Annotated in this window: 11 protein-coding genes and 2 pseudogenes; 8 read left to right on the top strand and 5 right to left on the bottom strand. The window is 48.9% G+C overall.

What is annotated here, in order from left to right:
- Positions 1-70: 70 nt before the first annotated feature.
- From nadA to HC248_RS04235, 3 genes are all read right to left on the bottom strand, one after another.
- Positions 71-1,198 carry a quinolinate synthase NadA gene (gene nadA, locus HC248_RS04245; protein ID WP_168921417.1) on the bottom strand — a complete coding sequence of 376 codons (1,128 nt, stop codon included), beginning with the start codon at positions 1,196-1,198 and terminating at the stop codon, positions 71-73.
- An 11-nt stretch (positions 1,199-1,209) separates the two neighbouring features.
- Positions 1,210-2,100, bottom strand: coding sequence for a carboxylating nicotinate-nucleotide diphosphorylase (gene nadC / locus HC248_RS04240; RefSeq protein ID WP_168921416.1), 891 nt, complete (start codon positions 2,098-2,100; stop codon positions 1,210-1,212).
- A 120-nt stretch (positions 2,101-2,220) separates the two neighbouring features.
- Positions 2,221-2,904, bottom strand: a complete 684-nt coding sequence (locus tag HC248_RS04235) for a type 1 glutamine amidotransferase domain-containing protein (protein ID WP_168921415.1) — start codon at positions 2,902-2,904, stop codon at positions 2,221-2,223.
- Positions 2,905-3,522: 618 nt separating this feature from the next.
- Here HC248_RS04235 and HC248_RS04230 point away from each other — a divergent pair.
- The 4 genes and pseudogenes from HC248_RS04230 (at position 3,523) to HC248_RS04215 (ending at position 5,792) form a co-directional block, all read left to right on the top strand.
- Positions 3,523-4,697, top strand: a pseudogene (locus tag HC248_RS04230) (IS4 family transposase).
- A 7-nt stretch (positions 4,698-4,704) separates the two neighbouring features.
- Positions 4,705-5,103: pseudogene (locus HC248_RS04225) on the top strand (EAL domain-containing protein); the annotation flags it as partial.
- Positions 5,104-5,158: 55 nt separating this feature from the next.
- Positions 5,159-5,350 (top strand): hypothetical protein, encoded by a 192-nt coding sequence (locus tag HC248_RS04220; protein WP_168921414.1) that lies wholly within the window; start codon positions 5,159-5,161, stop codon positions 5,348-5,350.
- Positions 5,351-5,549: 199 nt separating this feature from the next.
- The gene (locus HC248_RS04215; protein ID WP_168921413.1) at positions 5,550-5,792 is read left to right on the top strand and encodes a TIGR02450 family Trp-rich protein; all 243 of its coding nucleotides are present in this window, start codon (positions 5,550-5,552) and stop codon (positions 5,790-5,792) included.
- A gap of 123 nt (positions 5,793-5,915) precedes the next feature.
- Here HC248_RS04215 and HC248_RS04210 read toward each other — a convergent pair whose 3' ends face one another.
- Together HC248_RS04210 and HC248_RS04205 are read right to left on the bottom strand one after the other, a co-directional pair.
- Positions 5,916-7,538 carry a site-specific DNA-methyltransferase gene (locus tag HC248_RS04210; protein ID WP_168921412.1) on the bottom strand — a complete coding sequence of 541 codons (1,623 nt, stop codon included), beginning with the start codon at positions 7,536-7,538 and terminating at the stop codon, positions 5,916-5,918.
- A gap of 444 nt (positions 7,539-7,982) precedes the next feature.
- A complete protein-coding gene (locus HC248_RS04205) occupies positions 7,983-8,558 on the bottom strand; it encodes a DUF1003 domain-containing protein (protein ID WP_168921411.1) in 576 nt (191 codons plus the stop codon).
- Positions 8,559-9,245: 687 nt separating this feature from the next.
- Here HC248_RS04205 and HC248_RS04200 point away from each other — a divergent pair.
- The 4 genes from HC248_RS04200 to HC248_RS04185 all read left to right on the top strand — a co-directional run bounded on the left by HC248_RS04200 (position 9,246) and on the right by HC248_RS04185 (position 12,439).
- A complete protein-coding gene (locus HC248_RS04200) occupies positions 9,246-9,998 on the top strand; it encodes a hypothetical protein (protein ID WP_168921410.1) in 753 nt (250 codons plus the stop codon).
- An 89-nt stretch (positions 9,999-10,087) separates the two neighbouring features.
- A complete protein-coding gene (locus HC248_RS04195) occupies positions 10,088-10,699 on the top strand; it encodes a hypothetical protein (RefSeq protein WP_168921409.1) in 612 nt (203 codons plus the stop codon).
- 556 nt (positions 10,700-11,255) lie between these two features.
- Positions 11,256-12,179, top strand: coding sequence for a DMT family transporter (locus tag HC248_RS04190; protein WP_238342716.1), 924 nt, complete (start codon positions 11,256-11,258; stop codon positions 12,177-12,179).
- Complete coding sequence (locus tag HC248_RS04185) at positions 12,176-12,439, top strand: hypothetical protein (protein ID WP_168921408.1); 264 nt, start codon at positions 12,176-12,178, stop codon at positions 12,437-12,439. The genes HC248_RS04190 and HC248_RS04185 overlap by 4 nt, the downstream gene beginning before the upstream one ends.
- Positions 12,440-13,166 lie beyond the last annotated feature (727 nt).

Genomic DNA, 13,166 nt, shown 5'->3' with positions numbered 1-13,166 from the left:
CACAAAGAACGTTTTTTAACCACCTTTTTTGCCAATCGCCACTACCTGCTCTGACACGAAAAAACGCCCATCAAGCCGCGCCAATATCGCGCACCAAGCTACCGGCTGCATAGCCGTTTTTTAAGCCCGCGGTAAAGGCTAGCATCCTATCAATCGGCAAACGCGCACGCGCGCTAAGGGCAGGGTCTATAACAATTTGCTGGCTAGCGTATTCCAGCACCTGCGCCACACCGGCCAAACCATTCATGGCCATCCAAGGGCACTGCGCGCAGCTCTTACAAGTCGCGCTATTGCCAGCAGTGGGCGCTTCGATAAAGGTCTTGCTGGGGTTGAGCGTGCGCAGTTTGTGTAGCATGCCCATGTCGGTGGCGACTATGAATTCGCTCGCTTCAAAAGTTTGCGCGGCCTTGAGAATTGCGCTGGTAGAACCCACCGCATCTGCCAACGCCACCACGTCTTTGGGCGACTCGGGGTGCACCAACACTTTGGCCTTCGGGTGTTCCTTCATCAGGGCTTGCAGCTCAAACGCTTTGAACTCGTCGTGGACTATGCAGGCGCCTTGCCAAAAAACCATATCGGCACCGGTTTCACGCTGAATGTAGCCGCCCAAGTGTTTATCCGGGGCCCAAAGAATTTTCTGGCCGCTGTCTTTCAAAGCGCGCACGATATCCAGCGCGCAACTACTGGTGACGACCCAATCTGCACGTGCTTTAACCGCGGCGCTGGTATTGGCGTAAACCACTACCGTGCGGTCGGGATGCGCGTCACAAAAGGCATTGAATTCAGCGATCGGACAGCCCAAGTCTAGCGAACAGGTGGCGTCCAAATCAGGCATCAAAATGGTTTTGTGGGGCGACAAAATCTTAGCCGTTTCACCCATGAATTTGACACCCGACACCAGCAGCGTTTGCGCGCCATGGTCGCGCCCAAAGCGAGCCATTTCAAGCGAATCACTGACCATGCCACCGGTTTGTTCAGCCAAATCTTGTAAGTCTGGATGCACGTAGTAGTGCGACACCATGACCGCATTTTTCTCTTTTAAAAGGCGCGTGATTTTGTCTTTTAGCGCTGCACGCTCGCTCTGACTGGGTTCTTGCGGCACACGCGCCCAGCTGAGTTTTGTAGAGCAGGCGGGCTGCTCGTATTCCACATCGATCAGAGTGTGTATTGGGTTGGTGTTTGTAGCGTTGGTGTTCATGGCGTTTGTATTTATAGATTGTCAAAGCGCATTGAAAAGTCGGTCGCTTTCACATCTTTGGTCAGGGCACCGATAGAAATGCGGTCTACGCCGCAAGCTGCAATGGCTTGAACGCTGTCCATATTCACACCGCCAGACACCTCTAGTACGGCCGGCATAGCAGCTGCTGCGTTGATGGCGACAGCTTGGCGCAGTTGCTCTAAAGACATGTTGTCAAGTAACACCATGCGAGCGCCGGCTGCCAAAGCTTCTTCGAGCTGAGCCAGCGTTTCAACTTCCACTTCGACAAACTTAGGCTTTTGCCCGCTAGAGTCAAGCGAAGCTTGCACCTGTCTTAATGCGGCGGTGATGCCGCCGGCCGCGGCGATATGGTTTTCTTTAATCAAGATGGCGTCGTATAAGCCGATACGGTGATTGGTTCCACCGCCTATTCTTACCGCGTATTTCTGCGCCAAGCGCAAGCCCGGAATAGTTTTACGCGTGTCAACAATCTGCGCACGGTTGCCTGCAACGCGGTTAACGACTTCGACAAAACTAGCTGTTTTGCTGGCCACGGCACTGAGTAGCTGCATAAAGTTAAGCGCTGTGCGCTCTGCCGTTAGCAAGGCTTGGGCATTGCCCTCAATGTCTAAAACTACTTGTTCAGAGTGACAGCGTTGGCCCTCACTCACATGCCAGACTATGCTGGCGCTGGCGTCTAGCGCTTTCACAGTAGCAATTACCCAAGGTGCGCCGCAAATCACAGCCGATTCACGCGCTAAAACCCTGGCACGGACGCGCCGGCTGGGGTCTATCAAAGAGGCTGTCAAGTCCCCTGCTCCGACATCTTCAGCCAGTGCGCGGGCGACGTCAGCTTGGGCCAGTACAGCAATTTCTGCTGGGGTAAAGTCAAAATTGATCATTTGACAAGCATAGCGGCGCAAGCGCCGATAAGCGCATTGCAATCTTGTCAACATAGCGCCGCAGCAGGCTATTGATACGGCCCAGGGCAGCTGACCTTAATGCGCAGCTAACGCTTTAGCTCAGAGCTTTTTCAGCAAGTCCAGCAAGGCATGTGCGGCTGGCTCTGATGAGGCCGGATTTTGTCCGGTAATCAGCAAGCCGTCGGTCAACACATAGGGTTGCCAATCCGCACCTTTGGAGTAACTGCCGCCATTGCTTTTAAGCATGTCTTCGACCAGAAAAGGAACGACGTCGGTTAGGCCGACAGCGGCTTCTTCTGTATTGGTGAAACCTGTCACAGTCTTGCCGTTCACGACGGATTTACCGCCGATTTTGGGGTGCCGCAAAACGCCGGGCGCATGGCACACAGTTGCTACCGGTTTACCCGCCGTCAACATGGCTTCAATTAGGGCGATAGAGTTTTTGTCTTCCGCCAAGTCCCACAGTGGGCCGTGACCACCGGGGTAGAACACCGCATCAAAAGCGCCAGCACTCATGTCGCTCAATTTATGCGTACTGGCAAGCAGTGCTTGGGCATCCGCATCGGCTTTGAAACGGCGCGTGGCATCGGTCTGCGAAGCGGCGTCGTCGCTCTTGGGGTCTAGCGGTGGTTGACCGCCTAATGGAGAAGCCAGTGTGATGGCAGCGCCTGCATCCTTAAAGGCGTAATACGGGGCGGCAAACTCTTCCAGCCAGAAACCAGTTTTCGCGCCTGTGTTGCCGAGTTGGTCATGCGAGGTCAATAGCATTAGGATTTTTTTCATGGTGATTCTTTCTGTAGTGAGTGAGTAAATTGGCAGTGGGTGGGTTGCGGCGTGAGTCTCAGCGAAGTTAATTCGATGCGGTACTTGCATACGGCACATTTCAAGCACCGACTAAGCAAGCGCAATATTGCACCAAGAGACGACGGCCACTAAGAGTGTCAAATTCATCCTGACTGCGCATGGGAATTAAAAGTACATGGTGCGCAAAAATCAAAAAACAATGCATGGTGGCCGAAACCTGTTTTTCAGCGCTTTAGTAGCGCAATATAAACCGCTCACAGCATGCATAAGCGCCGTGTAATGGGTTAGTGAAAACCTCAATATTTACGCGTTGGGGCACTGTAATTTTTTTTTGTACAAAAAAGTAATTATTCAGACTCTATGTAGAAAGCCTCTGACCGTCTGCATAGGGTCTGATTTAAATAATCCTAAAACAGCAATACTCAAAAAATGTTTCAATTATTGAATAAATTCACTGCTGTCCGGTTAAACGCATGGTGAAATCACCGAAACCCAATGCTGGTGCGGCCTAGCGTTCGATTTTGTTTGGTGCCGATTTGAATCTTGTTTCTTCACTTTTAGCTACCTTTCTGGAGTTAATACTCCGAAAGGTTCGCGATGAATGTCGGCAAGACGCTGTTTGCACAACTCATGGAGTTCGTGCCTTGGACGAGTTTTACGCGCATCGTGGATAGCTACAGCGGCAATTCCGGCGTGCGTCGGCTGAGCTGTGCCGAGCAATTTCGAGTCATGGCGTTTGCTCAGTTAACGTGGCGTGAGAGTCTGCGTGATATCGAGGTGACGTTGGGCGCCAACGCCAGCAAGCTCTATTCGATGGGCCTGCGCCATGCCGTTCATCGCTCCACACTGGCCGACGCCAACGATGCTCGGGATTGGCGAATTTGGTCCGATTTGGCAGCCTTGCTGTTTTGCCGGGCGCGCAAGCTTTACTGCGACGAGGGCCTCGGGTTGGGTCTGACAAACACGGTCTATGCGTTGGATTCAACAGCCATTGATCTGTGCTTGAGTCTGTTCGAGTGGGCACCATTTCGCTCGTCCAAGGCGGCCATCAAATTGCACACGTTGCTGGATCTTCGCGGCGCGATTCCCGCTTTCATTCACATCAGTGACGGCAAGATGCACGACGTTAATGTGCTCGATATCCTGAGCGTTGAGGTGGGTGCTTTTTACGTGATGGATCGTGGCTACTTGGACTTTGCGCGTCTGTATCGGATGCATCAGTTAGGAGCTTTCTTTGTAACGCGTGCCAAGACCAACATGAACGCTAGGCGCATGTACTCGGCCAACACGGACAGAACAACAGGAGTGGTGTGCGATCAAGCCATCGCACTCAACGATTTTTACGGCTCCCAACATTATCCTGAGCACCTACGGCGCATTCGATTCAAGGACCCCGAAACAGACAAGACACTCATCTTTCTGACCAACAACACAACCCTGCCGGCTCTGATCATCGCGGCGCTATACAAGAAAAGAACCGTTGGCAGGTGGAGTTGTTCTTTAAATGGATCAAGCAGCACTTACGAATCAAGAAATTCTTGGGCACAAGCGAGAACGCGGTGAAGACGCAAATCTGGTGCGCCGTCTCCACCTACGTGCTCATCGCCATTGTTAAGAAGGAACTTCAACTCAATGCATCCCTGTACACGTTGCTACAGATTCTTTCCGTCTCTGTATTCGAGAAAACCCATATTTCATGCGCCTTGCAGACTGATTTGGTGGCCACAGAACCACCCCTCTTTGCTAACCAGTTGAATTTATTCGACTTTTAACCGGACAGTAGTGGAGATAACAGAAGGTTTATTACTCAATGCGGAGGTCAATGTTACTGACACACTCCGTACATTTCGTGACGCTGGAATTGCAATTGCGATGGATGATTTCGGTACCGGCTATTCATCTCTGGCTTATCTGAAAAAGTTCGAACTTGATTACCTCAAAATTGATCAATCCTTTGTGCGCAACCTAGTCGAAGGTTCAGACGATAAGGCATTGTGCGAAGCCATTATTGTTATGGCGCATAAATTAGGTTTAAAAGTCATCGCAGAAGGCGTAGAGACTGAACAGCAGCGTGATTTACTGGCCGGTTACGGTTGTGACTATGCACAAGGCTGGTTTTATTCCAAAGCAATACCTGCTCAAGAATTCGAGGCACTGCTCGCTGCGGCCAAGCGCTAACTATCTAAGATAGAGAAAAAACTTAACCCTAACTGAAACGCTAATTACGCCTAGTTTGCGCAAATCATCAGCAGTTTGCAGAATTATCTTCCACTGGCTAACGCTGGTTTTCATCGCAATTTTTTACGCTACAACAGCTGTTGTAGCGGGCGTAGCAAAAATCAATCTGGACCGCACCATCACCTTCGGTGTTGTGGTGGATAACGCAGATTTGTACGCCGAAGATGCGGCCATCGACTTCGAATAGCGCCCTGTCTGTATCAGGCTAGAAGCGCTATTGGCTGCAGAATCATTTTGCATAAATTTTTCGCCTAATTTGCGTTATTACCGCAAGCCCATACGAGTTGGGAAAAGTCCAATATCTAAACCACATCCGCTGACGAGAACTGTCGCTAACCGATTCACTTAAAAATACTTGGAGACGGTGGTGAGTTCACAATCGAGACATGACAACTACCAACGACAAAATAAACATATTGCAATCGAATAAGTTAATGCTTTCAAAGTGGACTGCTGTCGTACCAGTCGCAAAGCAGAAACACTTTCTTGTCTCAAAGGTTGAAGCGCCTGAGCGAGAGGGCGAGAAAATTGAATGGATTGAGTTGGAGGCCGTGCATTCCAACTCAACACACCGTATGAAATGGCAAGAATTACGGGACAAAAATCAATGGCTGCGCGGCTGGGTTTGATTATCTACACAGACGGCACTCAACCGTTGGCTGGCTAAACCCACTCAACTTTGAAAATTTATATTACCAATCTTTAGAGAACTCTGCTGCCCATTAATTTGGCTAGGTCCACATAGGTCAAAGTCATCGCATCTTCACTTCATAGGGAATCTGCTTGAAGGTGAGGCCTTCCGCACCTAAGCGCAACGCGTCCAAACGCGACATTTCTGCATAAACCACCTTTGGTCCAACGTGCAGAAATATCTCTTTGATGGCTTGCATCTCAGCGTGGGTCAACACATTGCCTTCAGCGTGGCGGCGATCGCCCAGAATGCCGTTGTAAAGCAGGTAGTAAGCAGTGCCGTCGTGAAAGCCTAGCAACGGCTTGTCGAAAGCCTGCTGGCCAGGTTCGCCAGTCTCAAAGTGCCAGAGGTAGGCTGCCAGCGTGGCGAACTTCACATCTGCGCTAATGCGGCCATTGCAGTCAAAAACAGGCTCGCCCAAAGTGCAGAAACGAAAACCACCACCACCGACCCATCCGGCATCGATTGCCACACCAGACCTGTCGCCACCAATAACCGTATTTAGGCGTGGCATGCAGTGCGTTCGCGCCTGCTCTCCTTGTTCAATTCCGATGTATGCACGCCCGGTTTTGTGAGCCACAGCCGCAGTCGAACCAGAGCCTAAAAATGAGTCCATTACTAGTTCACCCGGCTGGGAGAAAAGGTCGAGCATTTTCTTGATGTAGGCCTCAGGCTTTTTACCGGATCGGAAATCTACACCGCCTTCACTACGGCAATTACCAAATTGAGAGGAAAAGTCATAAAAGTTTTCGATGGGTAGCTCTGCATCTTGAACGTTCAAGCAACGTTTCTCAACCGGCACACCTTGGAAATACTTTCCCTTTGTTGCAGACACCTTTTTTGGACCTGTCAAATAGCGATGGCCCAGTCCGTCGTCGCCGATACCGGCAACTTTGTAAAGTGCGCCTGCGCCATCCACGCCAAACCTTCCCGCCAAATAATCTCGAAAAAATCTTCCTGACGAATTGCCATCAAGAATTGAGCCGGTCGCCCATATTCGTTTCAAGCCGTCAACATGACCCGGAACTTTCTCAATTACATACTCGCCAGGCTGAAATATAAAAACAGTCTTACCACCCAAGACTGTTTTTCGACCAGTCGCAAGTTCGGTGATGTCAAAGTTGAACTTTTCAAATCCCTCCGTTTGAATAGCAGGTTTGTGAGGCCTCGCTCCACAAGAACGGCGATAAACCAGCGCTTGTTCAATTTGCTTGTGATACGCCATATCGGACTTTAATGTCTTGGCTGTGTATCGCACCTGGACATAAATCGAAGTTTGATAATTTGAGCGTCCAAACACTTCGTCCATTAAAACTTTGGCGTAATGGCTCTCAGCGTCGTCGATGTGAAAAATGATGAACCCATCTTTGCTCAATAACTCTCTAAGCAACACCAGCCGGGGATACATCATTGACAGCCATTGGTTGTGTCCCAGCTTGTCGTCGTAGTGCTCAAACTCGCTCTGGGTGTTGTATGGCGGATCAATGAAAATGCACTTAACCTGACCCGCATAAAACGGGATCAGGGCTTTGAGCACCAGCAAGTTATCACCCTGAATCAGCAGGTTATCGGCATTGACGCCACTCACGTCACCGTGGACTGACTCCTGTTTTAGCAAGTGATAAGAAACCTTCCAGACGGTCTCCTTCGCCTGATTCTTGCTCGTCCAATCTAAAAATGGCATTGCTTGATCTTCTTTTTGATACGCTGTCGGTGGCCGCTAGCCTCCCGGTCAACAAAATAAAAAAATGGTTCACGGCGTAGCTTAAGTGCCACATATAAAGTAGAAAAATAAAAGGGAAATCCACGTTAATAGTCGCCGTTACTTAGCAAATGCTGAGGCAATAGTTGCGCATTGCTAAACGTAGATGTCTCTTTTTATTTTTTATTCCGATATTCCTGATGTTCCTTTTATTCCTTGCATTCCTTGAATGTCTAAGTCGGCCAAAAAATGTCCATACGCACGAGATCCTGAACCGTGAGGCTGGGCTAGATCGCCTTGAAGTCCAGTCGAAAAAAAGCCCACTGTTACGCGGGCTGAATGCCATCACTGGCACCCGCTCAGAAAGGTTAAGCGGCGCATGCAAAGCTTCCCCTCTTTTAGGCCAGCGCAAATAGTCGAAACACGCTATCCAACTGAATCCACCGCTGGAGCAGCCCCTGTCAACGTGTTGGAAAAGTGCTTGTGCATCTCTACCGTCAAGACTTCAATTCGCTCTGTCAGTTGCTTCGTTGCCTCTGTAAGACGGGTATTTTGTTCAAGCAACTGCAATATCTGATCAGTGTTCTTCGCCGCCTCAGACTGCCTCTGCTCGTTGGCAATTGCCAGTGCCTCCCGATGTTGCGCATCAGCTTCTGAGTGAACTTTGTCACGTGCAGCCTGTCTTGTCTGTGCCAACAATATCAGAGGAGCAGCGTACGCAGCCTGCAAGCTGAACGCCAGATTCAGTAGTATGAATGGGTAAACGTCAAAGGTCGTGAATCCCAAGGCGTTGATGCCAATCCATGCGACAACTATTAGCGTCTGCGCACCCAAAAATAATGGTGTGCCAAAAAATCTTGCAAAAGCCTCAGCTTTGAGCGCAAGTGTGTCGTTGCCGAATGTGGAAAAGAGATGCGCATGAGGTCGGTGAAAGCGCCAGTGATCTACCTCGCCAAGCGTTGCGCTCACAGGAGGTCGGCTGTCTGGGGTATCTTGCGCCATGGAATATGCCTCTCAAAACGTTTCATCGATTATGACGGCCTGTATGGACAAAATTATGGACAAAAAGGGCATCCACGTTAATAGTCATAGCGATGAATTCAGAACGCAGATTTTGCGCGATTACAGTTTGCAAAGAAACTTAATCGCAGCTGTCGCCGTGTCTATCGGTCTAAAAAGGCACCTCCACGTTCATGGTCGCCGTTACTGAGCAAATTCTGAGGAAATAGTTGTGCAGTGCTGAACGTGGATGTCTCTTTCTATTCCTGATTTTGATCCACGAACAACAATGCGCTTAAGGCTTGATTGTGGGCGGAGGTGTAAACCTAGAGCTCGGTAGCTAGCATCGTCAGAAAGGCTTCTACCTCAGGTAGTCCCATGTCGCGCAGATATCGCATTTGCCTACTTTTTACGTGCCAGATAATATAAAACGCACCCAGTACAGGTGCATCTTCTCGGTACTGATGCTATAGTAAAAAAAGTACATTTTCGCGAATCTGATACATAAGGCGGATAAAGCGACAAGATTGAATACCGGATCTCATGACTTATTCATAACTGCATTTAAATACAGCATATTCAAGTCAAACCTAATAGACAAATCACATTCATCAGGAAGTTATGACCAGATTGAACAGTAACCGCCAGATTAATTCGCAAGTCTTGCGGTGCGAATTACCTTAGACCTCTATGCAAAACATTGCGCTTACCTCCGGTCTTATCGGCGCGCTAATCTCGGCGGGCCTAAGCTATTGGATTCGCGCCAGTCTGGATCGTCGCAACCTTAGAGATGCCGAAAAGCGATTGGCATACGTTCATTTTGTCCGCATCTCAGAATTGGTAGCCATTGATGTTGTCCTTCGCTCCTTCATTAAGGTCTACGTGACTGAAGACATGGTGAAAGAACTCGCTGCAAAAGACGGTACATTTGAGCCATCGCACAAGATAAGCGTCATCCTCGCAAAGGAAATTCAGAAGCTGACCCCAGAAAAGGTTGAGGAAGTACCGGGGCTATCAATAGTTCCGATGTTCCTGAAATCTCAATTGGAAGCGTTGAGCGAGTCGAAGTTGTCCGCCGAACAACTTTCAAAGCTTCCCAGAGAGACGGTTCCAACATACTCGCTATTTCTTAAATATCTCTCGCACCTCCACGGTGTTGTATTCCTGTGGACAATCGTCTTCGAGGAGAAGACTGCAACATGGGTAACTCCTGAGAGCATTCATGACCAGTGGCTTTCTGTAACTAAGTTCTTTGAGCACGCAAAAATTCTCCGCTCAGCTTTACTGTCGACTGGCGCAGCCACCCCAGCAGAAGCTTCTACACTCTTGCAAAAGCAAGTAAGCTCATACAACGAAGGCATCCTTACAAAGTTCCAGCACCAACCGCAGTTGCTTGCTGCAATATCAGAAGCCAATGCCATCGCCAATGCAACCAAGGTTTAACATGGCGCTCTAAAGGGAACCTGCTAGCTACCCTCTGCGCTTCACGCTCTGGCCGCCCCCTCACCTCTACGTTAGACACAAGGAGATTTATGCGCGAGATTGCTAATATGGAAACGCTGGCCGTTCTTGACTATCTGGAAGAAACAGTCCATCCGATTATCTTCAGTAGGCTCAAGCGAAGGCAACGATTGAGCTCCGGATTAGAAGCGCGAACGAGAGAAATCGAAACTATTCATGCACGCCTACTCCGCTTCGACAGAATTTTGGCGGAACTTGAGCTGGAAGGACAACCTATATATGATGAGAGTGACTCCTCCCGCTGGGAGTGGCTAACGTACCTAGAGGAATGTAAAATTATTCCCGTCTACGATGATGCCTTAGCCCTGATGCACCACAGAAAATTGGTGGATTCGATGGAGGTGCAAAATATCCTTAAGTTCATTTCCGTAGCCAGTTCAACCTACGGAGTAGACAAAGCTGAAAACCACAGCTACGGATATCACTTCCACTTTGGGAAAGTAAAAAAGAACACTCTCAACCGTTTCAATGTTGTTCTCACCTTTGACAATCGCAAATTAGTGCTACCAAAATCACACGACTCATTGTTTGCTGAAGAACACGGTTCTGGCCGCTATAGACATATCGATATCGCCACGGTTGGTGATAACGTCCGATTACCGATTTTTAAGATATGCGAGTAAGAAATGCATAACCTCGGACGGCAAAACTTTAAGAATCCGGCCGCCAAAGCATCACTTTTCTATTGAGCCTTGGAGCTGATGTATTACCAGCGGTTTGAGCCGACCGACAGCAAGAAACTATGGCCTGCGGCTTGACATAAGGGTTAGCCAATAGTAATTTCTGTTGCGAGTCTTATGTCGAAAAAGAAAATTCCAGTCATCGCAGTCGCTGCTGAAGTACCCCCGAGAAGCAAGACGTCAGTGCATCCCGAACCGTTGCTAGGGCGAACGACAAGCCAGCCTTGTGACGTTTTCGGCCGCGCAAACTTCGGCGTGAATCTCACGCGCCTAACCCTAAATTCAGTTTCGGCTCTGCGTCATACTGGACATTGCCAACTTAATGGACATTAGAGTCCTCGGACATCCATAGACATCCACATTTAGCGCTGCGCAACTGAGATCGCTAACGTAGCTGTCCCTTTTTTTATCTTTTTTGATCACAATCAGCTCTGACATTTAACGCTCCGGGTTAGGGTCGTTAGTCAAATCACTATTAATTATTATCAAGACAAACACCATGAGCCAAATGAAGCCTGTTTCTCAATTGCAGCTACGTCCAGCGGCCTCTGTTGAAGTGGAAGCTTACCTCTTAGGTGCGATGTCTGTTGCTGCGTTCGCTTTGACGTTGCCCTGCGCAAAGATTCTTGCAGGACATTTGAGCGCGATGCAGATCGGACTGTTTCGGTCCATGTTGGCGGCACTTGCTGCACTGCCTATTTTGTACTTCACCCGCTCAGCGTGTCCCAACGTCTCACAAATTAAGCGTCTCTTGCTCATGTCGCTAGGCGTCGTTTATGGATTCCCTATCCTCACTGCCGTCGGCATGCAGCACGTGCCGGTCGGTCATGGCGGGGCAGTATTGGCAGCTCTTCCGTTAGCAACTGCGATCTTCGGAACTTTGATCACCAAGGATCGCCCGCCTCTACTTTTTTGGCTGGCTTCAATTGCAGGCTTCGTAGCTGTAGCGGTGTTTGCAGCAATACGCAGTGACATGGGTGGTGGTATCTATCTCGGCGATCTTGCATTGCTAGGTGCAGTGGTGTTGGCTGGTTACGGGTACGCCCAAGGTGGTGCCTTGTCTAAGGAAATGAAAGGATGGGAAGTCATGTGCTGGGCGCTGGTATTGAATTTACCTGTGTTGTTACCACTCGCGTTGCTGAACTTTAATGTGGCGGATTTTTCCGGCTTTGGTGCGGTGCAGTGGGGTGCTTTGGCGTTTCTTGCATTTGTGAACTCACTGCTCGCATTTTTTTCTTGGAATCGTGCCCTTGCTCTGGGCGGTATTCAACGCATTAGCCAGCTGCAATTCCTGCAGCCATTTTTTACCTACAGCTATTCGATTATTTTGATGGGCGAGACTTTTGACCCACTCGCGCTATTTATTTGCATAGCGGTTATCACATTTGTCGTCGTGTCAAAGCGTGCTTTGGTCAAACGTTGAAAGTGATTCTTGATGCGCAAAAAGATGCTCATCTACATGTCCCGACTGACAATGAATTAATAAAACTACAGCTCAATAATCTTGCTGACTCAGGATTTTTTCTTGGTTCGACAATATTTCATTTGACCTTAGGCGCGATGACCGCTGTGCAGAAAATGCTTGCAAAAGTAGACATACTTTTGGAGACCCGCACAATACAAGCTGGCGCAACAACACCGCTAGTTAACCGCCTGCACCCACCTGTCGCAAATACTTTATGACCGTATCGGGAAGTGGTTGTCGCATGACTGGAAACCAATCGACTGTTTTTTGCCGCCATGGAAAGATTAATACATTTCTAAACCGAGCTTCCTAACAACGAAGTAAGACAGGAGTCCCAGAGTCAAGAGCGCTAGAACGAAGAGAGCGGCCACTTTGCCAGTCGCACGCAGTACCGCAAGCTTATCCATCTTCCTGCCACCTTGGTTGTAATGCCACCTGACAGCAAAGAACATACCTATGCTCAACACAAGAACCTTGAACGTAATAAATACGATAGGAATCCATTCCATCATTCCGAAAGTCTCCGAGGGCGATTTCAAGTCGTATTAATCAAAAAAATTAATTTTAGTCTTGCTACGACAGAACTTCTTTGCGCGTGTCTAAAGACATATTGAGTTTGGCAGCTACCGTTTTTAGCGTTTGTTTACCGAGCTAACGGGCTTTATTTAGTGCTTGCGCTCTGAATTCAATTGAACGTTTGGACCTAGTCAAATTAATGGACAGCAGAGTCCTCTAAAGATTGGAAATACAGATTTCAAAGTTAAGTGGCCTCAGCTTCTTACCGCGTCATAGCCTATTTTTTTTTCATATCAAGTCATTGGATGTGTCAGGGGATTGGCAGACGCCAAGACCTGCAGCCGAGGCTAGGGGGCAAAATCCATTTGACATTTTTCAATCACCCGGTAGCTTTCAACTAACTCAATCCGAACGGACGGTTAGAAATTT

The sequence above is a fragment of the Polaromonas vacuolata genome, from assembly GCF_012584515.1.
Taxonomy (GTDB): domain Bacteria; phylum Pseudomonadota; class Gammaproteobacteria; order Burkholderiales; family Burkholderiaceae_C; genus Polaromonas; species Polaromonas vacuolata.
This window is presented reverse-complemented; position numbering and strand designations above follow the sequence as displayed.

Coding starts and splice junctions, on each gene's coding strand:
- HC248_RS04215 (WP_168921413.1), top strand. CDS start 5,550: ATGACAACTACCAACGACAAAATAAACATATTGCAATCGAATAAGTTA.
- HC248_RS04195 (WP_168921409.1), top strand. CDS start 10,088: ATGCGCGAGATTGCTAATATGGAAACGCTGGCCGTTCTTGACTATCTG.
- HC248_RS04200 (WP_168921410.1), top strand. CDS start 9,246: ATGCAAAACATTGCGCTTACCTCCGGTCTTATCGGCGCGCTAATCTCG.
- HC248_RS04235 (WP_168921415.1), bottom strand. CDS start 2,904: ATGAAAAAAATCCTAATGCTATTGACCTCGCATGACCAACTCGGCAAC.
- HC248_RS04210 (WP_168921412.1), bottom strand. CDS start 7,538: ATGCCATTTTTAGATTGGACGAGCAAGAATCAGGCGAAGGAGACCGTC.
- nadA (WP_168921417.1), bottom strand. CDS start 1,198: ATGAACACCAACGCTACAAACACCAACCCAATACACACTCTGATCGAT.
- HC248_RS04205 (WP_168921411.1), bottom strand. CDS start 8,558: ATGGCGCAAGATACCCCAGACAGCCGACCTCCTGTGAGCGCAACGCTT.
- HC248_RS04190 (WP_238342716.1), top strand. CDS start 11,256: ATGAGCCAAATGAAGCCTGTTTCTCAATTGCAGCTACGTCCAGCGGCC.
- nadC (WP_168921416.1), bottom strand. CDS start 2,100: ATGATCAATTTTGACTTTACCCCAGCAGAAATTGCTGTACTGGCCCAA.